This window comes from Sphingomicrobium sediminis (assembly GCF_023805295.1).
GTDB classification, from domain to species: domain Bacteria; phylum Pseudomonadota; class Alphaproteobacteria; order Sphingomonadales; family Sphingomonadaceae; genus Sphingomicrobium; species Sphingomicrobium sediminis.
Genome location: NZ_JAMSHT010000001.1, coordinates 1,921,945 through 1,944,022, shown reverse-complemented (window position 1 = coordinate 1,944,022; position 22,078 = coordinate 1,921,945). Strand labels below are relative to the sequence as shown.

Genomic DNA, 22,078 nt, shown 5'->3' with positions numbered 1-22,078 from the left:
GAATTAGCCTTCCTGCGCAGGCGCAGGCTTGAGGTTCACCGCAGCATATTTGCCGCGACGGTCGACCTCGAGGTCGAATTCGAACCGGTCGCCCTCGTGGATCGAGGCTAGGCCGGCGCGTTCGACTGCGCTGATATGCACGAAGGCATCGGGCTGGCCATCATCGCGCTGGATGAAGCCGAAGCCCTTCATGGCATTGAAGAACTTGACCGTGCCGGTCGAGCTTTCGCCGGTCAGCTCGCGGGTGTTGCCACCAGCGCCTGCACCGCCGCCACGCTCGACGGCCATCGGTTCGCCGTCAATCTTGAGGTTGGTCGCCGAGACGCGCCCGCCGCGATCCACGAGCGTGAATTCGAGCGGCTGGCCGTCGGCCAGGTCTTGGAGACCGGCCTGCTCGACCGCGCTGATATGGACGAAGACGTCTTCGCCGCCATCGTCACGGACGATGAAGCCGAAACCCTTTTGCGGATTGAAGAATTTGACGACGCCTTTGCCTTCGCCGACGACCTGGGGGGGCATCCCGCCGCCGCCACCGCCGCCGCCACGATAGCCGCCACCGCCGCCACCGCCGCCGCGATAGCCGCCGCCACCGCCGCCGCGATCCTGGTAACCGCCGCCGCCGCCATAGCCGCCGCCACGATCCTGGTAGCCACCGCCACCTCCGCCGCCGCGGTCACCGCCGTAGCCGCCGCCACCGCCACCGCGATAGCCGCCACCACCACCACGGTCGCCGCCGTAGCTGCTTCCGCGATCCTGGTAATTGTCTTCTCCGAAGAATCCGCCGTCACGCTTGTCGCGTCCGCGTCCGCCGCGATCGCCTTTACGCCCTCTATCGTAACCCATGCCCGTCCAAACTTTTTCACCCCGGTAAAATTCATAAAGGGCCGTACGAACCGGGCGAGTCGCATGGGCCCCCTGGCGCGAATTGGGCTCGCACCTCGACCGCCTTTTATACCAAAAAATGTTACACTACTAATATTTCTTGCCGAATTCTCCCGATTTCGGCCTCTGGCCTATGGTGACGGCGGGCGCTAGAAGCCTCGCAAGACATTCATCCTGCAGGGTAAAGGAAGCAGATGGCCGTACATTTTCATGAAGAAGACCTGCCGGACGACGTGACGTTCGCCGATGGCCCGATTGCGGTCGATACCGAGGCGATGGGCCTCCATCCGCACCGCGATCGCCTCTGCCTCGTGCAATTGTCGGACGGCGGCGAGGACGAACATCTCGTCCGATTCGGCCCCGACAGCGATTATGCCGCGCCCAACCTCAAGAAGCTGCTCGGCGACCCAAATCGCCTCAAGCTTTATCATTTCGCGCGCTTCGACATCGCCATCATGCAGCATTATCTCGGCATCATGGCCGCGCCGCTCTACTGCACCCGCACCGCCAGCCGCCTCGTTCGGACCTATACTGACCGCCACGGCCTCAAGGAGCTGGTGAAGGAGATGCTGAGCGCCGACATTTCCAAGCAGCAGCAGTCGAGCGACTGGGGCGGTCCGGAACTGTCCGATGCCCAGCGCGACTACGCCGCCAGCGACGTGCGCTTCCTGCATCGCCTCAAGGAAGAGTTTGACAAGCGCCTCGCCCGCGAAGGCCGCACGGAACTCGCGCAGGCCTGTTTCGATTTCCTTCCCGACCGTGCCCGGCTCGACCTTGCCGGTTGGGACGAAGTCGACATTTTCGCCCATAGCTAGGGAGCCCGCGTGAGCCAGGCGGCACGAGAAGAACGCGCAGCCAAGCGCCGCTGGGCCGAACCCGGGAGCCGCCATGACAAGGTGGTCCGGATCGGCAAGTGGCTGCTGCCCGTAATTTTCCTGTTCGCACTGCTGACGCTCGCTTTCTTCCCCTTCGCCGAACGCGGCGACAACAGCTTCATTCTCGACAAGACCGAGGTCGACCAGGCCGAAGAACGGATGCGGGTCGAGCGCGCGCGCTATCGCGGCGAAGATGAAGAAGGCCGCGCCTTCCTGATCATCGCCGAACGCGCGGTACAGGAATCGAGCGCGGTGCCCGTCGTCATGATCGAGGACATGGCCGCCAGCCTGTCGACCGACGAAGGCGAGCTGACCGTGCTCGCGCCGCAGGGCCGCTACGATATCGAAGAGAAGATGGTGAACGTGCCCTCGACGCTGCGCGTCACCGGCACCGATGGCTATCGGCTCGACACGAGCGACGTGACGCTCGACCTCAATACCAACATGCTGCGGAGCGATGGCCGGGTGACCGGGGAAATGCGCCTCGGATCGTTCGAAGCGAGCGGTCTGACCGCCGATCTGGACGCACGAACCCTCGTGCTTTCTGGCCGTGCCCGCTTGAAAATCGCGCAAGGGGCGGTCAGATGAGCAATATGCGTGCCAAAATTATCATCGCCGCCATCGGCCTTGCCAGCCTGACAGGTGCAGCGGTCGCGCAGGATCCGACCTCGATCCTGCGCGGGCATGACGTGAATGCGCCGGTCGATATCGCCGCGGACCGCATCGAAGTGCAGGACCGCAACGACCGCGCCCTCTTCATCGGCAATGTCGTCGCGCGTCAGGGCGCCCTGACGCTGTCGACCGCGCGGCTGCGCATTGCCTATTCGACCGGCGACGGCGTCGACATTGACCGCCTCGATGCATCGGGCGGCGTGACCGTTCGCTCGGGCGATGAGCGCGCCAGCGGCGACTATGCGATCTACGACCTCAACGAGCGGGTCATCACCCTCGTCGGCAATGTCGAGCTGCGCCAAGGCGCCAACGAGATTTACGGCTCGCGCCTCACCATCAACCTGGTCAGCGGCCGCGCCGTGATCGACGGCGGCCCGCGCGGGGTCGACCAGTCGGGCGGACGCGTCACCGGGCGCTTTACCGTGCCGCAAAATGATTAGGGCGCGCGACTAATGGCCGACGCCGAACCCGAGACCCTCACCCGCACCGACCTGTCGGAAATTCCGGAAGAGGTCGAGTATCGCGGCCTCCAGGTCAATTCGATCGCCAAGAGCTACGACAAGAATGTCGTGCTCAAGGACGTGTCCATGGCCGTCGCGCGCGGCGAAGTGGTGGGATTGCTCGGGCCCAACGGCGCCGGCAAGACCACCAGCTTCTATTCGGTCATGGGCCTGGTCAAACCCGATGCAGGGCGCATCGTCCTCGACGGCAACGATATTACCGGCCTGCCCATGTATCGCCGCGCCATCCTCGGCCTCGGCTACCTGCCGCAGGAAACCAGCATCTTTCGCGGCCTCACGGTCGAGCAGAATATTCTCTCGGTGCTGGAAATCGCCGAGCCGGAGCCGCAGGCCCGCGCCGATCGGCTCGAACAATTGCTCGACGAATTCGGCCTCACCCGCCTGCGCGAAAGCCCGGCCATGGCGCTGTCGGGCGGCGAACGCCGCCGCGCCGAAATTGCCCGCGCGCTGGCCGCCAATCCTTCGATCATGCTGCTGGACGAACCCTTTGCGGGCATCGACCCTCTGTCGATCGCCGACATTCGCGACCTCATCCGCGACCTAAAACAGCGCGATATCGGCGTCCTCATCACCGACCATAATGTACGCGAAACGCTCGATATCGTCGACCGCGCCTGCATCATCTATGATGGCCAGGTCCTGTTCCAGGGGACGCCGCAAGCGCTCGTCGCCGATCCCGAAGTGCGGCGCCTTTATCTGGGCGAAAGCTTCGCCCTGTAAGATGCGCTGATGGCGCTCGGACCCTCCCTCGATATCCGGCAATCGCAGCAGCTGGTCATGACCCAGCAGCTGCAGCAAGCGATCAAGTTGCTCGCACTGTCCTCACTCGAGGTCGAACAGGTCGTTGCCGAGGAGCTCGCCAAGAACCCGCTGCTCGAAGTCGAGCGCGACGATCGCGGCGAGGAACGGGTTAGCGAACCCGACGTGGACGGCTTCGAAGATGCCGCCGACCCTGCCGGCGCCGACGAGATGATCGGGACGAGCGGCGCGCTCGATTATGACGAGGGCGCGGCTGCGCGCGATACCGATTCCATTCCCGACCTCCCGATGGGCGAGGCCGGGGAAGCCTTCGATTTCGATCGCCTCGAACATAAACCGCACAGCCTCAAGGAGCATCTGCTCGACCAGCTTGCCGGTACGCCGGGCACATTGGGCGTGGTCGCTGAGACGATCGTCCACAGCCTCGCCGAGACGGGCTATCTCGAACGGTCGCTGGACGACATCGCCGAATCGCTCGGCGCCCATCCGGACGAGGTGGAACTGGCCCTTTCGCTGGTGCAGGACCTCGATCCCGCAGGCGTCGGCGCGCGCTCGCTGTCCGAATGCCTCGCGCTGCAGGCCAAGGCGGCCGATCGCTATGACCCCGCCATGGCGCGGCTCATCGAGAATCTCGACCTGCTTGCCAAGGGTCGGATGAAGGACTTGAAGCGTATCTGCAATGTCGACGAAGAAGACTTGGTCGACATGGTTGCGGAATTGCGCGCCTACGATCCCAAGCCGGGTTGCCAGTTCAGCTCTACTCCTGCGACCGAGATTACGCCGGACGTGCTCGTCATGGAAGGCGCTGAGGGCTGGGACGTTCGGCTCAATTCGGACGCGCTGCCCCGCGTGCTGGTCAATCGCGAATATCATGCCGAGCTGAAGGCCGGGTCGGACGACAAGGCGGCAAGGCAATGGCTTTCCGATCACCTGCAAAGTGCGAACTGGCTCGTCAAAGCGCTCGACCAACGCGCGCAGACCATTCTCAAAACCGCGATCGAGATCGTCCGCCAACAGGAAGGCTTCTTCAAGGAAGGCGTCTCCGCATTGAAACCGCTGACGCTCGGGCAGGTCGCCGAGAAGGTCGAGGTGCACGAATCCACCGTGAGCCGCGTGACTTCGAACAAGTATCTGATGTGCGATCGCGGGCTGTTCGAGCTCAAATATTTCTTCGGCTCAGGCGTCGGATCGGCCGACAGCGAGGATGGCGCCAGCGCGCTGGCGGTGAAGGCCGCGATAAAGAAGCTGATCGACGAGGAGGACAAGATTCTCTCGGACGATGCGCTCGTGAAGGAATTGAAAGCGCAGGGTTTCGACCTCGCCCGCCGCACCGTCGCCAAATATCGCGAGGCGATGGGCATCGGCTCGTCGGTCCAGCGGCGCCGCCAGCGCAAGATGGAACGCGGCGGCTAGGGTTTCAGGTTGATGGTCGCCCAGACCGGGAAATGATCGCTCGCCGCGCGTGCTGCGGCGCTTTTGTGCACGCCTGACGCCGCAATCCCGAGACGCCGATCGACGAAGATGCGGTCGAGCGGGGCCATCGGGCGGCGCGTATGATAGGTCGGCCCGAGGCGCGCCTGGCGGAAATGCGGATCGAACCCGTCGAGGCTGTTGGGAGAAGGACGCCATTCGTTCGTATCGGCGGCGATGATGGCGGGAAGGTCGCCGTCGAGCACCTGTGCGGTCTCGATCAAAGCCGCTACCTGCCGTCGCCGGTACAGCCCCGACAGATCGAGGTGCGCCCCAATGATCCGCAGCGGATGCCCGTCAATCGCAAGGTCCGCCATGATCGCGCCGCGCGGCTCGAGGCTCGGCAGGTCGAGGCACATTGCATCGCTCACCTCGTGATCATCACGCACCAGGATCGCATTGCCATGCCAGCCGAGATTACGCGTATCGAGCCCGTCCAATATGCCCCGCGTCAGGCGATGGTCGGGCACCAGGTCGAGCAGCTTGTCGTGGCTGCGCGCCGCCGGCACCGGACGCCAGCGGCCATGCGTGCCGATGAGGTCGTGCGGTACCGCTGCACCGCGCGTGCCGACACGTTTGTCCGCTTCCTGCAACACGACGATATCGGGCTCGATCTCGTCCAGCACCCGCAGGATCCGCGACGGATCGCGCTTGCGATCGGTCCCGATCGCCTTGCGGATGTTGAAGGAGGCCAGCTTGAACTGCATCCCTTCTTATGTAGGTGCGCACCCGCCTTTCTCCAATCCATGCAGACGTATGCAGCCTTGTGCAGGCACCGCCCTGCCTGAATAGTCGAGCCTTCAGGTTGAGGATCAGGGGACGGACGATGGTGAAGACGATGCGCGTTGCGCGACTGGCGAGCGCCGCCTTCCTGGGCATCGCGACGATCGGATGCACGGCCACTGCCACGCCGATTGATGCCCCGCTTTCGGCCCCCATGGTCCAACCCGCCGACGCCCGCGCCCATTGGCTCGCCCCCGACCTGATCGCGGCCCCGACCAGCCAGGGTCATTCGATCCAGCTCGTCGCCGGCAACGACATCGTCCCGCTCCAGCGCGCGGGGACCGTGGGCGATACGTTCGACGAGTTTCCGCATCTTGCCGACATGCCGCTTTGGCGTATCGAAGACGCGTCGCGCGAACGGGTGGCCGAGTGGCTCAAAGGCCCGGTCATGATCGAACATTTCGGTCTCGTCGGCGACATCCCGACGGGGCTGCAGATCGGCCCCGTTCTCGATGCGCTGTACGCCAATGACGAACCGCTGGGCGCACGTCTGATCGATAATGAGTGGCACATCGCGCTGTGGGCACCGACGGCTCGCTCGGTCCGGCTGGTCACGTCGATGGATGGCGACATGCGCTCAAGCAGCGGGCATGCCATGGCCTTTGACGCGGCGACCGGCATCTGGTCGGCCCGGCTCGACGATAGCTACACCGACCTTTTCTACGGATTTGATGTAGAGGTGTACGTTCCCGCGCTCGGGGAAGTTGTCACCAATCGCGTCACCGATCCCTATGCCGTGAATTTCAGCCCCGACAGCGTTGCGGGACAACTCGTCGATCTTGCCAACCCGCGGCTGATGCCGACGGGGTGGGGCGCCTTCCGTCGCGACCTGCCCGAGCATCCCGAAGATCGCGTCATCTACGAATTGCATGTCCGCGATTTCTCGGCCTCGGACCCTGAAGTGCCCGACATGCTGCGCGGAGGTTATGGCGCCTTTGCCGGTGACAATGCCGGCACGCGTCACCTTGCCCGGCTCGCCGAGGCGGGGCTCAGCGATGTCCACCTCCTGCCCACAAATGATTGCGCCTCGATCCCGGAAAAGAAGGAAGATCAGCGCGAACCGGGCGACCTCACCGACCTGCCCGCCAATAGCGAGGCGCAGCAGGCGCACATTGGCGAAATTGCCGACCGCGACTCCTTCAACTGGTGCTACGACCCGCTCCATTATTTCGCGCCCGAAGGCTCCTATGCCACCAACCCCGATGGGCCGGCGCGCATTCGCGAGTTCCGCAACATGGTGATGTCGCTCGACCGCTTGGGCCTCGGCACCGTGCTCGATGTCGTCTTCAACCATGCGCCGGCCAGTGGGCAGGCCGACAAGTCGGTGCTCGATAAGATCGTGCCCGGTTACTATCACCGCCTCGACGAGACCGGCGCGGTTACCAACTCGACCTGCTGCTCCAACCTCGCGACCGAGCGCCACATGATGGAGCGCATCCTGATCGATGCGATGATCGTCTGGGCGCGCGACTACAAGGTGTCGGGCTTTCGCTTCGACCTGATGGGCCACCATGAACGCGAAAGCATCCTCAAGGTGCGCGACCGCCTCGCCGAGTTGACGCTCGAAGAGCATGGCGTCGATGGCAAGGACCTGCTCATCTATGGCGAGGGCTGGAATTTTGGCGAGGTCGCCAATGATGCCCGCTTCGTCCAGGCGACGCAGGCCAATATGGCAGGGACCGGAATCGGCACGTTCAACGACCGGATGCGCGATGCGGTGCGCGGCGGCGCCTATAACAGCAAGGCCGAGCAAGCCGTGCGAACACAAGGCTTTGCAAGCGGCCTCTATGCTGCGCCCAATCGCATGACATCGGCCGATCCGGCGGCCCGCGCCGAGGCGCTGCGCCTTGCCGATCATGTCCGCGCCGGCCTCGCAGGCAGCATCGCCGGTTTCGCCTTCGCAAATGCCGATGGCGTGATCCGGTCGCTCGACGATATGGACTATAATGGCGCGCCATTGGGCTATGTCCGCGACCCGCAAGAGGCGATCAACTACGCCGCGGCGCACGACAATCCGACCCTGTTCGACAGCAATGCATGGAAGCTGCCGCTCGAAACGTCGAAAGAAGAGCGTGTGCGCTGGCAGAACATGGGTAACTCGCTCGTGATCCTGGCACAGGGCATTCCCTTCATCCATGCCGGGCAGGAATTGCTGCGCACCAAGAGCCTCGATCATAACAGCTACAATTCGGGCGATTGGTTCAACCGCATCGATTTTTCGGGGCGGGAGCATTGGTGGGGCCGCGGTCTCGCGCACCGCGCCGACAATGAAGTGGACTGGCCGATCGCGCGCCAGATGCTCGCCGATGAGCGCCTGGCCATGGGACCCGAACAGATTGCGCGCGCGGCTGCGCACATGGAAGAATTGCTGGCCATTCGGAATCAAGAGCCGCTCTTTCGGATGCGCACGGGCACCGGCGTGAAGGAGCTGTTGCGCTTCGACAATACCGGTCCCGACCAGGTGCCGGGGCTCATCGTCATGCGCTTGGGATCGGAAGGTGATGAACAGGTCATCGTGGTCTTCAATGCCACCCGCGAACGCATCACCCTGCCCATGGCAGATGCCCGTCGCTTCGCGCTGCATCCGGTACAGGCGGCCAGTGACGATCCAATGCTCGGCACCGTCGCAATCGATGCCGAGAGCATCGAGGTGCCGGCGGTGACCACCGCCATCTTCTTACGCGCCGACTAGGCTTCGACCAGAGTCGTGGGGGTCCAGTGATCCTCACGGCGCGAGGTGCGGTCGCCTGCATTCTCGCCGGCATAGTCGATCGGTGAGACCTCGACGCTGCCGACATCGAAACAGTTCATGTTGGCGGTGCCGATCAGGCCCTTCTCGCCTTCCATCACCGCAGCGACATAGACGCCGCAATTCGGACAGATGAGGAAATCGGTGATGCCGAGGCCGAAGCGGTAGCGGAGCAACGTGAGGTCGGACCGGATTGCGAGCTGACCGTCCGGATCGCTCGCATTGGTCGAGCCATGCTTGCGGCAGAAGCTGCATTGGCACGCGCGTAGGGTCAGCGGGAGGTCGCTGTCATAGCGCATCGTGACCGATCCGCAGTGACAGCTTCCTTCCCAGTGCGCCATCGATCAGACGTCGAGGTTGGCGACGCTCAGCGCGTTGTCCTGGATGAATTCGCGGCGCGGTTCGACGACGTCACCCATGAGGCGCGTGAAGATCTCGTCGGCGACATCGGCCTGATCGACTTCCACCTTGAGTAGCGAGCGGTTTTCCTTGTCCAGCGTGGTCTCCCACAGCTGGTCCGCATTCATTTCGCCCAGCCCCTTGTAGCGTTGGATCGACAGGCCCTTTCGACCCGCCGCGAGCACGGCATCGAGCAACGCCGTCGGACGCGCGACCATCGTGGTCTTGCCATCGTCCGCATCACCCTTCTTAAGCACGGCGGGCGTGACATAGGTGTCGCGATGTTCGGCGGCGAGCTTGTCCAATTTGCGCGCTTCGGCGCTCATCAGGAAGTTCGCGCCGACGCGGATCGCATCGGTCACCCCGCGCCAGGCACGGCGCAGGATGATATCGCCATTGTCGACCTCGCCCGACCATTCGGCCTCGGGATCGCCAAGCTGCATGCGTGCAGCGCTCAAGGCAGCGGCGTCCTCGAGCTTCTTGCCCGTGAGGCCCGGTTCCAGCGCGCCGGCCAGGGCCAGCGTCTCGATGGTCGCGGGATCATATTTGCGCGGTGCATAGCCGAGCAGAGTCCGCATCCGGCGGGCATGTTCGACGAGGTTTCGCAGATCGTCCGCAGCATGGGCGCCGTCATCGGCCTCGAGCAACAGGCCGTCGATCCCCGCATCTACGAGATAATCGTCGAGCGCGGCATCGTCCTTCAGATACACTTCGCTCTTGCCGCGCGCGACTTTGTAGAGCGGCGGCTGGGCGATGTAGAGGTGACCGTTCTCGATGAGCTCGGGCATTTGGCGATAGAAGAAGGTGAGCAGCAGCGTGCGGATGTGCGCGCCGTCGACGTCGGCGTCGGTCATGATCACGATCTTGTGATAGCGCAGCTTCTCGGGGTCGAAATCCTCGCGCCCGATGCCAGTGCCAAGCGCCTGGATCAGCGTCCCGATTTCCTTCGAACCGAGCATGCGGTCGAAGCGCGCGCGCTCGACGTTCAAGATTTTACCCTTCAGCGGCAGGATGGCTTGCGTCTTGCGGTCGCGGCCCTGCTTTGCGGAGCCACCGGCCGAGTCACCCTCGACCAGGAACAGTTCGGCCTTGGCAGGATCCTTTTCCTGGCAGTCGGCAAGCTTGCCCGGCAGCGAGGCGATGGTCATCGCCCCCTTGCGGGTCATTTCGCGCGCCTTGCGCGCCGCCTCGCGGGCCGCGGCAGCATCGATGATCTTCTGCACGATCGCCTTGGCGGGCTCCGGGTTTTCCTCGAGCCATTCGCGCAATTTATCGCTCATCAGACTTTCTAGCGGCTGACGAACTTCGGACGACACCAACTTGTCCTTGGTCTGGCTGCCGAATTTGGGGTCGGGCAGCTTGACGCTGACGATCGCAGTCAGGCCCTCGCGCATGTCGTCGCCGGTGAGGCTGACTTTCTGCTTTTTGAGCAGGCCCGTCTGCTCCGAATAGGCGTTGAGCGTCCGCGTTAGCGCCGAGCGGAAGGCCGCCAAGTGCGTCCCGCCGTCACGCTGCGGGATGTTATTGGTGAAGCAGAGGACGTTCTCGTAATAGGAATCATTCCATTCGAGCGCGACCTCGATGCCGATATCGTCGCGCTGGCCGGTGATCGCGATGGGCTCGATCAAAGCCGTTTTGGCGCGGTCGAGATATTGGACGAAGGCGGCGATCCCACCCTCATAATACATCTCGACTTCGCGCGGCTCGTCATGGCGCGCATCGGTCAGGATAATGCGCACGCCCGAATTGAGGAAGGCGAGTTCGCGGAAGCGATGCTCGAGCCGGTCGAAATCGAACTCGGTCGTCTTGAACGTCGCGGCCGACGGCATGAAGGTCACCTTGGTGCCCTTACGCCCTTCGGCATCGCCGACGACGCGCAGGCTCTCGACCGCCTCGCCATGCTCGAAGCGCATCCAATGTTCCTTGCCGTCGCGCCAGATGGTCAGCTCGAGCCATTCGGAGAGCGCGTTGACCACCGAGACGCCGACGCCGTGCAGGCCGCCCGACACCTTGTAGGCATTGTCGTCGCTCGTATTCTCGAACTTACCGCCGGCATGCAGCTGGGTCATGATGACCTCCGCCGCGCTGACACCTTCCTCCTTGTGCATGTCCACGGGAATCCCGCGGCCATTATCCTCGACGCTCACCGAACCGTCCGGATTGAGGGTGATCAGGACGCGGTCGCAATGCCCCGCCAGCGCTTCGTCAATGGCATTGTCCGAGACCTCGAACACCATGTGGTGGAGGCCTGATCCGTCATCGGTATCGCCGATATACATGCCGGGACGTTTGCGCACCGCGTCGAGGCCCTTGAGGACCTTGATGCTGTCGGCGCCATATTCGGATTTGTTCTGTTCTTCAGCCATGCAATTCTTGTCTGTTTTTCAGTGAGATAGCCGTCATGCGGCGGGGAAGCGCGGGGGCGCTCCTCATGCCCGTCCGATATGGGGATTGGGGGGCAGGTTTTCCATAGACGATTTATGGCAGAATCTGCCCCTGAAACCAAGGCTCTTGACCGAAAAATGACAGCTTTTCGGACCTCGCCGCCTGGTCGGCCGGATACATCAAAAAGTCCCCGTTTTGCGCCCGAAACGGCAGGTGCCGCGTTCGGCATCAAAAGGGAGAGTTTCGTCCATGCCCAAATGGCGCTGGTTCATCGGTCAGATCACCCGCAGGATCTGGTTTCGCGCGGCCCTGATCGGCCTTCTGTCGGTGCTGCTCGCACTCGCCGCGGGCGGGCTCGCGCCTCTCATCCCGTACGAATTCGCCAAACTTGGCTCTGGCTCGGTCGACAGCGTGCTGACGGTGCTCGCCTCGTCGATGCTGGCGGTGACGACTTTCTCGCTCACCGCAATGGTCACGGCCTTTTCGGGCGCCAGCCAGAACGGCACGCCGCGCGCGACCGAATTGCTGGTCGAGGATGCCGCCGCGCAGAACGCCCTTTCGACCTTCCTCGGCGCTTTCCTTTTCTCGATCGTCGGCCTGATTGCGCTCAAGGCCAATCTTTACGGTGGAGAAGGGCGCGCTGTGCTGCTCGCCGGCACGGTCGGCGTCATCGTCTGGATCTCCATCGTGCTGCTGCGCTGGATCGGCCAGCTTTCCAATTTCGGGCGGGTGTCAGACACGATTGCCCGTGTCGAGCGAAAGGCCCGCGACGCGCTCGAGGATTATGAGGGGCCGCTGACCATCACCGGCGAGGGGTGCCGACGCGCACCCGGTCACGCCCCGTTCCAGGTCCATTCGGATGAAGCGCTCTACGTGGCGCATGTCGATCGCCATCGTCTGTCGGAACTGGCCAAGCATTGCGAGACGCAGATCCACCTGACCGCCGCAGCAGGCACGTTCGCCGATCGCACCCGTGCGCTCGCCTGGTTCAAGGATGGCATGGCCGACAAGGAGGATTGCGCCGAGATCGCCGACAAGGTCCGCGCGGCCTTCGCGCTGGAGCCGTCGCGGGACTTCGACCAGGACCCTCGCTTCGGCGTGACCGTGCTCGGCGAGATTGCGAGCCGAGCCTTGTCCCCGGCGGTCAACGACCCCGGCACGGCTATCGCTGTCCTGTCGGCAGGCTTGCGGGTCTTTGACGATTTTCTCGACCGCGACATTCCGGGCGATGGCGATTTGCCGGGTCTTTCCGAACCCCGACTTAGCCTAGAGGAAATGGTGCGCGACCTGATCGACCCGCTGTCACGAGACGGCGCGGGAATCGTCGAAGTCGGGATCCGCATCCAGCGTGTGCTGGGATCGATCGCTATGCGCGTCGGCGACGATCGCGGCGTGTTTCTGGCGATTGCGCGCGAGGCAATCGAACGCGCCAATGCCGCGCTGGGCCAGTCGCATGATCGTGAGCGCCTCGCACAGGCACACAAATCTGCCTTCGCCTAGGCGCTAACCGCCTCGCCATTCTCGACCCGCCAGCGTGCAGCATCGCCCGCTGCGTCGAACAGACCCGGCTCCGTTCCCGTCATGAAAACTTGCCCGCGGCCGCGCAGTCGCACGAAGAGTGCCGCCCGGCGGTCCGGGTCGAGATGCGCCGCGACTTCGTCGAGCAAGAGGATCGGCGCCATGTCGCGCCGCTGCGCCACCAATTCGCCATGAGCAAGGATGATGCCGAGCAGCAACGCCTTCTGCTCCCCGGTCGAACATAAAGCGGCGGCCTGGCCCTTCGCGGCGTAGGTCACTTGGAGGTCGCTGCGATGCGGGCCCACCAAGGTTCGGCCAGCCGCCGCATCGCGCTGTCGGGACGCCGCGAGTGCCGCACCAAGATCAGCGCCGTCATAGCCCTCTAGTTCGAGCGTCGCGGCGGGAAAGTCGTCGCCGTCCGGCGCCGCATCGCTCAACGCCGCCACCGTCCGCATCCGAGCATCATGCAGGGCATGTCCGGCTTCGGCCATTGCCGCCTCGACACCCTCAAGCCATGCGGGGTCGGGCCGCAATTCTTCAGCGAGCAACCGGTTGCGCTCGCGCATCGCCTTTTCATAGCGCGTCGCCTGCGCGGCGTGTCCGGGCTCCAGTGCCAACGTCAGCCGGTCGAGAAACTGCCGTCGTCCGCTCGCCCCCTCGAGAAACAAGCGATCCATCGCCGGTGTCAGCCACAGAATCGCGAGGCGCTCCGCAAGTGAAGCTGCCGGCACCGTCGTCTCGTTGATCCGGACTTCACGGCGATCTGGCGTCGACGCGCGCGTGCCGACGCCGATATTCGTGCCATCCGTCAGGCGGGCGGAGATTGCAAAACCACCAGCACCCTTCTCGCGAGCCATCTGCCGCAAGGGCGCGCGGCGCAGGCCGCGTCCGGGCGCGAGGAGCGAGACGGCTTCAAGAATGTTCGTCTTCCCCGCCCCGTTGGGACCGGTCAGGATATTGAAGCCGCTGGCTGGTTCGATCAGCGTGTCGCGGTGGTTGCGAAAATCGGTCAGGGACAGGCGGGTAAGCATGGCCTGCGCGCCCGACCTAGAGGCCCCGTTCGGCCTTGATCTCGTCCACGACCTCGGCGAGACGGGCCTGTACTTCCGCTGACGGAGGCTGCTGGCCGAAGCGCATGATCATCCGGTTGGCCGGGCCTGCCACGCGGGTGAGCGCCTCGTAATTCTCGCGCTCGAACTCGACGATTTCGGCCTGCTCCGCAGCACTCATTTGCGCAGCGGCATTCATGCCAGTCTGCGCATTGAAAGCCTCAAGGTCGCTGCTCGTTGCAATGCCGTCGATCGCATCGGGCGACAAACCCTCCATGGCGCCAAGGCTCATGCGCAGGAATTTCTCGCCGGTCTCGGATTCGAGGAACGTCTGGATGCGATCCATTTCCTCGACACTGAGCTGGTCGTCATAGACTTCCGCCAGCCCGGCATAGAGTTCGGGCATCCGGTCGGCGAGGGACTCGCGATAAACGGGCCATGCGCGTTCGTGGATATCCGCCATGATCTCGGCAAAATCGTCGCGCCGGGCATAGGTGGGGTCGCGGCCGAACTCGTTGGCGAGCCCCAAGCGGAAGCCGATTTCGGCGCCGTCGAGAAAGATGTCTTCGGGCTGCGCGGCCTGCGCGAGCTCGAGCGCCGCTGCCGACGCGTTGCTGGATTCCAGCGCACCGGGCTCGGCCGTGTCCGTCGAATTGCCGCAGCCGCCGAGGGTCAGTGCAGCGAGAAACGCAACTAGAACGAAACGCATCAGACGCGCATCGGCATCAGGACGTAGAGCGACGGGCTGTCGTCATTCTCGCGCAGCAGCGTGGGCGCTGCATCGTCAGCGAGATGCACTTCGACCGTGTCGCCTTCGATCTCGTGGAGGATGTCCATGAGGTAGCGCGCGTTGAATCCGATCTCGAGGCTGTCATTGCGATAGTCGGCGGGCACTTCTTCGACCGCGACGCCGTTCTCGGGGCTGGTGACCGAGAGCGTGACCTTGTCATTTTCGACCGCCATCTTGACCGCGCGGGTCTTCTCGCTGGCGATGGTCGCGACGCGATCGACGCCGGCCATGAAGCTTTTCGGGTCGAGCTTCAGCAGCTTGTCGTTCGCGGTCGGGATGACGCGATTATAGTCGGGGAACTTGCCGTCGATCAGCTTGGAAGTGAGCACGGCATTACCGAGGCCGAAGCGGATCTTGCTGTCGGACAGCGACAGTTCGACCGTCCCGTCGACTTCGTCGAGCAACTTGCGCAGTTCGCCGACGCATTTCTTGGGGACAATGATGTCGGGCATGCCGTCCGCGCCATCAGGCTTTTCGACCGTCACGCGGGCAAGGCGGTGGCCGTCGGTGGCCGCAGCCTTGAGCGCATCGTCGGCAACGTGGAAGAAAATGCCCATCAAATAATAGCGCGTCTCTTCCGACGAGATGGCGAAGCGCGTCTTGTCGATGATCTGGCGGAGCGTCGCTGCAGGCAGTTCGAAGCGGTGCGGCAGCTCGCCCTCGGCGATGACCGGGAAATCGTCTCGCGGCAGTGTTTGCAGGTTGAACCGGGCACGGCCGGCCACGACCTGCATCTTGCCGTCGCTGGCGGTCAGTTCGACCTGCGCGCCTTCGGGCAGCTTGCGCACGATATCGAAGAAGGTGTGCGCCGGCACGGTGGTCGCACCGGCCTGGCTCACTTCCGCCGAGACTTTCTCGTCGACCTGCAGATCGAGGTCGGTGGCCATCAGGCGAAGCGACCCGTCTTCGCTCGCTTCGATGAGGACATTGGAGAGGATGGGGATGGTGTTGCGCCGCTCCACCACCGATTGCACATGGCCGAGGCTCTTCAAGAGAACCGCCCGCTCCAACGTCGCTTTCATTGCTGTATCGCCCCTGAAAAAAGAGAAGTTTCAGGTATCGTTATAACGCGCTCCGCCGGGTGCGCCAGCCCTTCTATTGTGGATAAGTCGAGGCGGGGTAGCGCTTCAAGCGGCGCCGCCGGCGACACTTGCCGTTTGATTGTCACCATCGAGCGCCGGCACTTGGTCGACCAGTGCTTCCAGCGTGCGCTCGACCGCCAAATCGAGATCATCGAGTAAGGCCCGCAATGCCACCGGATCGTCGCTGCGCTCCAACTGGGCTGCAATCTTCGCGACCGCGATAGCGCCGGCACTAGATGCCGCGCCCTTGAGGCTGTGCGCAAGGTCGTGCAACTCGTCCACATCGTCATGGTCGAGCGCCGTCGCGAGGAGCTCGGGACGTAATTCCAGCTCCACCTTCAAGAGCCCCAACATATCGCCCAACCGGGCGGCCCCGAGGGCGGCACCAAGTTCGTCCAATCTTTCCTTGTCAAAACAGCCCTGCGTATCGTCGGCGGCAAGCCGCTTGGTCTGGGTGTCCACGGCTTTGTCCTTTGCTTGCATGTCGAGGGGGGAGGCCGTCAGTTCTTCGATGGTGGCGATCAGGAGCGCTTGGTCGATCGGTTTGGTCAGGAACGCCGTCAGCCCAGCGCCCTCGTAGAAGCGCCGGCGTTCGGGCGAGGCATCGGCGGTCAAGGCGATGATCGGCACGTCCTGGTTATCGCCCTCGGCGCGGCGAATTTCGCGGGTCGCGGCCAATCCGTCCAGTTCGGGCATCTGCATATCCATGACGATGACATCGAACCGGCTTTCATTAGCGAGCCGGACCGCCGCGCGGCCGTCCCCGACAGTCTCCACGGCATGACCCGCGCCAGCCAGAACGGCACGCACCAGCATCTGGTTCACCGGATTGTCTTCAGCGACAAGAACGCGCCGCGGGGTCGGTTGCTCGATCCCTTTAGCGTGCGTTTTTTCGGCTTGCTGTTCGGGCTCGATACCGTCCGGCAGGTCCAGTTCGACCGTGAATGTCGAGCCGACGCCCTTCTCGCTCGAGACATGCAGCTTTCCACCCATGCCTTCGACCAGCGCCTGCGTGATCGACAGGCCGAGACCCGTGCCACCGAAGCGCCGCGAGGTCGACGCATCGGCCTGCGTGAATGGCTGGAACAACTGATCGAGCGCGTCGGGCGCGATCCCGATTCCGCTATCGCGCACGCTGATGCGCCATTGCTGATGGTCGATCTGCGAACCTGCCTCGACGCGCACGACGATCTTGCCCGACGGCGTGAATTTCACCGCGTTGGACAGCAGGTTCGATAGGACCTGGCGCAAGCGAGCCGGATCGCCTTGCACCGGCCGCGCATCGCCGATGTCTCGTTCGATATCGAGTTGGAGCCCCTTCGAACGGACCGCGCTTGCAAACAGGTCGACAGTCTCATTGACCAGCCGCTCGAGCCTGAAATCACGCTGCTCGAAAACGAGGTGCCCGGCTTCGATCTTGGAAAAATCGAGAATGTCGTCGAGCACCGTCATGAGGTGGTCCGCGCTGCGCTTGAGCGTTTCCAGATAATGCTGCTGCCGGGTCGTGTCCTCGCTGTCGCGCATGAGATCGATCATGCCGAGGACGCCGGTCATCGGCGTGCGGATTTCATGGCTCATCGTGGCGAGGAAGTTCGATTTGGTTCGCGCCGCCTGCTGCGCCCGGTCGCGCGCCTGCACGAGTTCGGCATTGGCCTCATACTGTTCGGTCACATCGCGGACGACGCCGAAAATGCCATTAAGCGCACCGGAGCGGGCACGATCGCCCTGGATGGCGATGCGCAAGTGCCGGCGTTCATCGGGATCGATCCGTATGTCGACTGCGCAATCGACAGAGCCCGACCGGGCAATCGCTTCGCGGGTCGCCGCAAACAGCCGCTTGCGGTCGCCCGGGACGAGCAGGCGCAGTGCAGCACGGAGCTTCACGCCTTTTCCGGGGAGCAATCCGAGAATGCGGTTGAACTCCCCGCCATGATCGAGGCTGCCATCGCCCAGGTCGAGCCGCCAATGCGCCACCTGCGCCAGCTCCTCCGCGAGCACGAGAAGGCGGTTGGTCTCGCGCAGTTTGGTCGCGCTGTCGTAGACAATCTGTTCGGTGAGGTGCCGACGATGGATGTCCCTCAGGGTTGCTACGAGCTCGCGCGCCATGCCGCTTTTGGAATCGAAGACAGGGCGGAAACTGGCCTCCACCCAAAGATATTTGCCGTTGGCGCGGCGCTGTCGGTAGCGAAGCTCGGGGGCGTCGTCGCCAATGAGATTGTCGGAAAAGATGCGCGCGAAGAGGCTCCAGTCTTCGGGATGGACGAACTCGCGCATCGAGGTGCCCACCATCTCTTCGGGCGCGAGGTCGAGCACGCGCTGAGATGCCTTGGACACGTAAAGCGGGACGCCGTCGAGGCTCATGCGGATGATGATGTCACGGCTATTCTCGGTCACGAGGCGATAAAGGTCCTCGCTGGTCTCCAAGGCTTCGGCATCGCGGCGCCTGTCGGTGCGGTCCTCGATGAAGAGCAGGAATCCTTCGCAGCGATGATCGTTGAGCAACGGATCGATGGACAGGCGCAATTGCCGTTCGCTGCCGTGCCGGCGTCCGGCCCAGCAGATTTCGACCGCCGCACGCTCCTTCGTGACCCGGCACCGTTGCCAGAGCGAGGCGACCCGGTCGGCATCATCCCGGGCCAGTTGTCGGCGCAGCGCGTCCAATTGTGACGAATCCGCTGGCGCGCCCGTCAACTCTTCCCAGGCGGCATTGGCCCAAACGGGTTTGCCGTCGAGGGTCAACTGGACCACGCCCCTCCCGCAATTATCGGCAATGTTTCGAGTGAGGAGGCATTGGGTCGTGCGTTCGCGCATCAAGGCGTGTCGGCGCGACCTGAGCCTTTGCCAGACAATCGCGATGGCGGCGACCGCACCGACCGCTGCCAGCGTCAGCGACAGGGGAGCAGGAACACCGAATGACGGGGTCAGCGCAATCACGGCCGCCAAAAGCAATATCATTGCTCCCAAGCCGACCAGATCGCGGGAAACGGACGGTTCCATGTCCCGCTCGGCAGGGTCGGGGCTACGGCCCGCTTCGCACGGTACTGCCTTCATCTTGCAACCTCCACACTCGCGCCCCGCACGCTGTCTGCGAGCGTAAGGGGTGCGAGTGCAGAAGACCCGTCATAGCCGGTCCTATCCGGACCCAACCGTAGAATTTCACAGGGTTTTCACCTCCGGACCGGAGGTAAGTGTCAGGCCGGCGGCTGCAGGAGGCCGTCGATCGAATGGACCGCGCCGTCCTCGAGCTCTGCCTCACCCGGCGTCAGCGTCACGCTGTTACCGCCGACCGAGACGCGGATGGCATCGCCGTCGCGCAAGACATCGAGATTGGCCCCGCCATAGCTGGGCAGGCTCACGCTGCCATCATTCTGGTCGAGCGCAGCGACGAGATCCTCGGCGAGGATGGTACCCGGCAGGATATGCAGCGTCACGATTTCCGCCACCGCCTCGGCATCCTCGGGCAGCGTTTCGGGAAATGCGCTGTCGGGCGGCAGCAGCACCGTATAGGGTTCCGGTCCGTCGAACAGGTTGGCAAGCCCGGCAGCCTCCATCGCAGCGGCGAACTGGCTGTCGGCAGGAATGGCGCCGCTCAGCGTGCCGGGATCGGCATCGGCCTCGGTCACGCTTTCGGGCGCATTGCCACCACAGGCTGCAAGCGGGAGCGCGAGCGCAGCGGCAAGCGCAATCAATCGTGTCTTCATGATCAAATCTCTTCCCTCTTCTACAGGACCGCGTCGACGATTTCGGCGACCAGCATGGTCTCCGGATCGACCCGGTAGATGTAGCCGTCGCTATAGCGATAATAGCCGTCGGGCTGGTCGTAATAGCGATCGCGATAGCTGTAGGGCACGTTATATGTACGATAGCTGGCCGGTAGCGGCTGGCCCACCGCGACATCTCCGGTCAGGAGCGCCGCGACCGACTGGATCAGCTGCGTCTCTGGATCGACCCGATAGATCGCCCCGTCGCCATAGCGATAATAATCGTCCCGATAGTATGAGCGATACTGGTAGGGCAGGTTGTAGCTGTCATAGGCGTCGGGATAACGCGAACCGACCGGGTAATAGTAGCCGCGACGGTCGTAGAGCGGGATCAGCCCGCTGACGAGGTCGTCGCCGCCGATGCGATAGATGAACTCGCGGCCGAGGCGATATTCCCAATCATTGTCGCGCCCGTACCAGTCGGCATAAGGCCCGACGAGGCGGCGGTCGGCATAGGAGGCCGGCACGCGCTGGCCGTAAATCTGCTTGGCCTGGCCCGGCGGCAGGCAGCCATTATTCTTCTTGGCAAGACCCGGAGGGCAGCCGTCGACATAGCCGCGGCGATCGCGGCCGTCATAGCGATAGCGGTCGGCCTCGTAGACGACGCGGCGGGCGTCGAACCCGTCATCATAGCGGTCGCGGCGGTCTTCGTAGCGATCGCGGGCCCGGTCGCGCGCATCTTCGCGGCGATCGCGGATGTCCTCGCGGCGATCCTCGACACGCTCGCGGCGGGCTTCGCGGCGATCCTCGGCGCGGTCGCGGCGGTCTTCGCGCAAATCATTACCGCGATCCTGGTTGCCTTGGGCATTGCCGTTGCCGCGGCCGTTGCCATTGCCGCGATTGCCGTTCCCATTCCCATTGCCGTTGCCACGGTCCTGGCTGATGTTTTCTTCACTGTCGGCGCTGCCGCTCGCGATGGCGGGCACGGCGAGCGCCAGGCTGGCTACGCCAGCTGCCAAGATCATGTTGCGCATGGTTGCGTCTCCTTCTTGGAGACAGGAACGATGCTCGCTTTGCGCCAGTTCCGGCGGCCTAGGCCTCGACGACGTCGCGGTGAAGCCTTTTTGCGGCCAATGCCATCAACAAGGCCGCGCCCGCATAGACCAGGGTCGTTGCCATTGCCGAGTAACGCAGCGCCTCGTCGCCATAGATGGGCGTCAGCGCATCGCTAATCTCGCCGATGAGCGGCGACCCGAGGCCGAGACCGAGGAGGTTATTGATGAACAGGAACAGCGCCGAGGCAGTCGCGCGCATGTTGGCGGGCACCAGCTTGGTGACCGCCGTGACGATCGGCCCCAGCCACATCAGGCCCAGCGCGGTGGGAATGAGGAAGAGGAGGAAAGCGACCCACAGGCTCGTGCTCGAAAATGCGAGCAAATAGGCCGGCAAGGTGATCACGAAGGCGATCGAGATGAGCTTGGCATAGCCGCCCACCGCGCGCGAGCCGAGCCGGTCGCCCAGCACGCCGCCGCCATAGATGCCGGCAGCACCGCCGAAGAAGAGGATGCCCGCGAACAGCCAGCTACGCTCAACCAGTCCGAGTTCGAAGCTGCGGGCGAGGAAGCTCGGCATCCAGAAGGCAAAGCCATAGCCCGCCATGCTGGCGAGGCCCGCACCGAATGCGAGAAACCAGAAGCTAGGTTTGGCAGCGATGGTCTTGAAGACCTCGCCGATCTTGGGCGCATCGGCCGTCGGTGCGGCTTCGCTACGGTCGGGCTCCTCGCCGGCAAGCGGCTTGGTCGAATGGCCATGGCCGGGATCGCGGACGAAATATTTGAAAATGGGCGCGAACAGGACGCCGATGATGCCGATGGTGATGAAAGCGGTGCGCCAGTCGACCGAGGCCGCCACCAGGCCGCCGAACAGCACGCCCAGCGCCGAGCCGATCGGGATTCCGAGCGAGAAAATGGCGAGAGCGCGGCTACGCTTTTCGGGCGGATAGAGATCGCTGATGAGCGAATAGGCCGGCGCCACGCCTGCCGCTTCGCCGACGCCGACACTCATGCGCGCGAGGAAGAGCTGCCAGAAATTCTGGGCCAGGCCGCAAATCGCCGTCGCGGCGCTCCAGACGGTGAGGCCGATGGCGATGATCCAACTGCGATTCTTGCGGTCCGCGAGCATCGCCAGCGGGATCGCCAGGATGGTGTAGAACAACGCAAAGGCCGTGCCGCCCATCCAGCCGAGCTGGCCATCCGTCAGGCCGAGGTCGGTCTTGATCGGCTCGGCAAGGATACCGATGATCTGCCGGTCGATGAAATTGAGCGTGTAGGCGATGACGAGCATCGCCATCATCACGTTGCGATTGGCGATGACCGGTCGGGCCGGCGCGGTTTCGGTAACAGTCATGGCAAAGGTGCTAGCGTGGGCGCGCGGCGCGGGAAAG

General features: G+C 63.9%; 18 protein-coding genes. 7 read left to right on the top strand and 11 right to left on the bottom strand.

What is annotated here, in order from left to right:
- Positions 1 to 3: 3 nt before the first annotated feature.
- Positions 4 to 843 (bottom strand): cold-shock protein, encoded by an 840-nt coding sequence (locus NDO55_RS12015; protein WP_279639102.1) that lies wholly within the window; start codon positions 841 to 843, stop codon positions 4 to 6.
- Between the two features lie 233 nt (positions 844 to 1,076).
- On the opposite strand from NDO55_RS12015, the gene NDO55_RS10025 reads away from it, so the two are divergent.
- From NDO55_RS10025 to rpoN, 5 genes are read left to right on the top strand one after another with little or no spacing between them, the layout of a single operon-like run.
- Positions 1,077 to 1,697 carry a ribonuclease D gene (locus NDO55_RS10025; RefSeq protein WP_252114854.1) on the top strand — a complete coding sequence of 207 codons (621 nt, stop codon included), beginning with the start codon at positions 1,077 to 1,079 and terminating at the stop codon, positions 1,695 to 1,697.
- Positions 1,698 to 1,706: 9 nt separating this feature from the next.
- Positions 1,707 to 2,345, top strand: a complete 639-nt coding sequence (gene lptC, locus NDO55_RS10020; RefSeq protein ID WP_252114852.1) for an LPS export ABC transporter periplasmic protein LptC — start codon at positions 1,707 to 1,709, stop codon at positions 2,343 to 2,345.
- A 5-nt stretch (positions 2,346 to 2,350) separates the two neighbouring features.
- Positions 2,351 to 2,869, top strand: coding sequence for an LptA/OstA family protein (locus NDO55_RS10015; protein ID WP_252114850.1), 519 nt, complete (start codon positions 2,351 to 2,353; stop codon positions 2,867 to 2,869).
- Between the two features lie 12 nt (positions 2,870 to 2,881).
- Positions 2,882 to 3,670: an LPS export ABC transporter ATP-binding protein gene (gene lptB / locus NDO55_RS10010; RefSeq protein WP_252114848.1), complete on the top strand. Its 789-nt coding sequence runs from the start codon at positions 2,882 to 2,884 to the stop codon at positions 3,668 to 3,670.
- Positions 3,671 to 3,679: 9 nt separating this feature from the next.
- Positions 3,680 to 5,122, top strand: a complete 1,443-nt coding sequence (gene rpoN, locus NDO55_RS10005) for an RNA polymerase factor sigma-54 (protein ID WP_252114846.1) — start codon at positions 3,680 to 3,682, stop codon at positions 5,120 to 5,122.
- Here rpoN and NDO55_RS10000 read toward each other — a convergent pair.
- Complete coding sequence (locus tag NDO55_RS10000) at positions 5,119 to 5,886, bottom strand: endonuclease/exonuclease/phosphatase family protein (protein WP_252114844.1); 768 nt, start codon at positions 5,884 to 5,886, stop codon at positions 5,119 to 5,121. The genes rpoN and NDO55_RS10000 overlap by 4 nt on opposite strands.
- A 119-nt stretch (positions 5,887 to 6,005) precedes the next feature.
- Between NDO55_RS10000 and pulA the strand changes: the two genes are divergently transcribed.
- Positions 6,006 to 8,654, top strand: coding sequence for a pullulanase-type alpha-1,6-glucosidase (gene pulA / locus NDO55_RS09995; protein WP_252114842.1), 2,649 nt, complete (start codon positions 6,006 to 6,008; stop codon positions 8,652 to 8,654).
- Here pulA and NDO55_RS09990 read toward each other — a convergent pair.
- Positions 8,651 to 9,052 (bottom strand): GFA family protein, encoded by a 402-nt coding sequence (locus tag NDO55_RS09990; RefSeq protein WP_252114841.1) that lies wholly within the window; start codon positions 9,050 to 9,052, stop codon positions 8,651 to 8,653. The two genes, pulA and NDO55_RS09990, sit on opposite strands and share 4 nt — an antisense overlap.
- A 3-nt stretch (positions 9,053 to 9,055) precedes the next feature.
- The gene (gene gyrB, locus NDO55_RS09985) at positions 9,056 to 11,476 is read right to left on the bottom strand and encodes a DNA topoisomerase (ATP-hydrolyzing) subunit B (RefSeq protein WP_252114839.1); all 2,421 of its coding nucleotides are present in this window, start codon (positions 11,474 to 11,476) and stop codon (positions 9,056 to 9,058) included.
- Between the two features lie 268 nt (positions 11,477 to 11,744).
- Here gyrB and NDO55_RS09980 point away from each other — a divergent pair, with 268 nt between their 5' ends.
- On the top strand, positions 11,745 to 12,995 hold the full coding sequence (locus NDO55_RS09980; protein ID WP_252114837.1) for a DUF2254 domain-containing protein: 1,251 nt from the start codon (positions 11,745 to 11,747) through the stop codon (positions 12,993 to 12,995).
- Here NDO55_RS09980 and recF read toward each other — a convergent pair.
- From recF to NDO55_RS09945, 7 genes are all read right to left on the bottom strand, one after another.
- Positions 12,992 to 14,044 (bottom strand): DNA replication/repair protein RecF, encoded by a 1,053-nt coding sequence (gene recF, locus NDO55_RS09975; protein ID WP_252114836.1) that lies wholly within the window; start codon positions 14,042 to 14,044, stop codon positions 12,992 to 12,994. The two genes, NDO55_RS09980 and recF, sit on opposite strands and share 4 nt — an antisense overlap.
- Positions 14,045 to 14,060: 16 nt before the next feature.
- A complete protein-coding gene (locus NDO55_RS09970) occupies positions 14,061 to 14,771 on the bottom strand; it encodes a DUF2059 domain-containing protein (RefSeq protein WP_252114834.1) in 711 nt (236 codons plus the stop codon).
- Positions 14,771 to 15,874, bottom strand: a complete 1,104-nt coding sequence (gene dnaN / locus NDO55_RS09965) for a DNA polymerase III subunit beta (protein WP_252114832.1) — start codon at positions 15,872 to 15,874, stop codon at positions 14,771 to 14,773. The genes NDO55_RS09970 and dnaN overlap by 1 nt, the downstream gene beginning before the upstream one ends.
- A gap of 105 nt (positions 15,875 to 15,979) precedes the next feature.
- Complete coding sequence (locus NDO55_RS09960; protein WP_252114830.1) at positions 15,980 to 18,889, bottom strand: PAS domain-containing hybrid sensor histidine kinase/response regulator; 2,910 nt, start codon at positions 18,887 to 18,889, stop codon at positions 15,980 to 15,982.
- A gap of 236 nt (positions 18,890 to 19,125) precedes the next feature.
- Entirely contained in the window at positions 19,126 to 19,635 is a 510-nt protein-coding gene (locus tag NDO55_RS09955; RefSeq protein ID WP_252114829.1) for a fasciclin domain-containing protein, read from the bottom strand.
- 20 nt (positions 19,636 to 19,655) lie between these two features.
- The gene (locus NDO55_RS09950; RefSeq protein WP_252114827.1) at positions 19,656 to 20,669 is read right to left on the bottom strand and encodes a hypothetical protein; all 1,014 of its coding nucleotides are present in this window, start codon (positions 20,667 to 20,669) and stop codon (positions 19,656 to 19,658) included.
- A 58-nt stretch (positions 20,670 to 20,727) separates the two neighbouring features.
- Positions 20,728 to 22,041: a spinster family MFS transporter gene (locus NDO55_RS09945; protein WP_252114825.1), complete on the bottom strand. Its 1,314-nt coding sequence runs from the start codon at positions 22,039 to 22,041 to the stop codon at positions 20,728 to 20,730.
- Positions 22,042 to 22,078 lie beyond the last annotated feature (37 nt).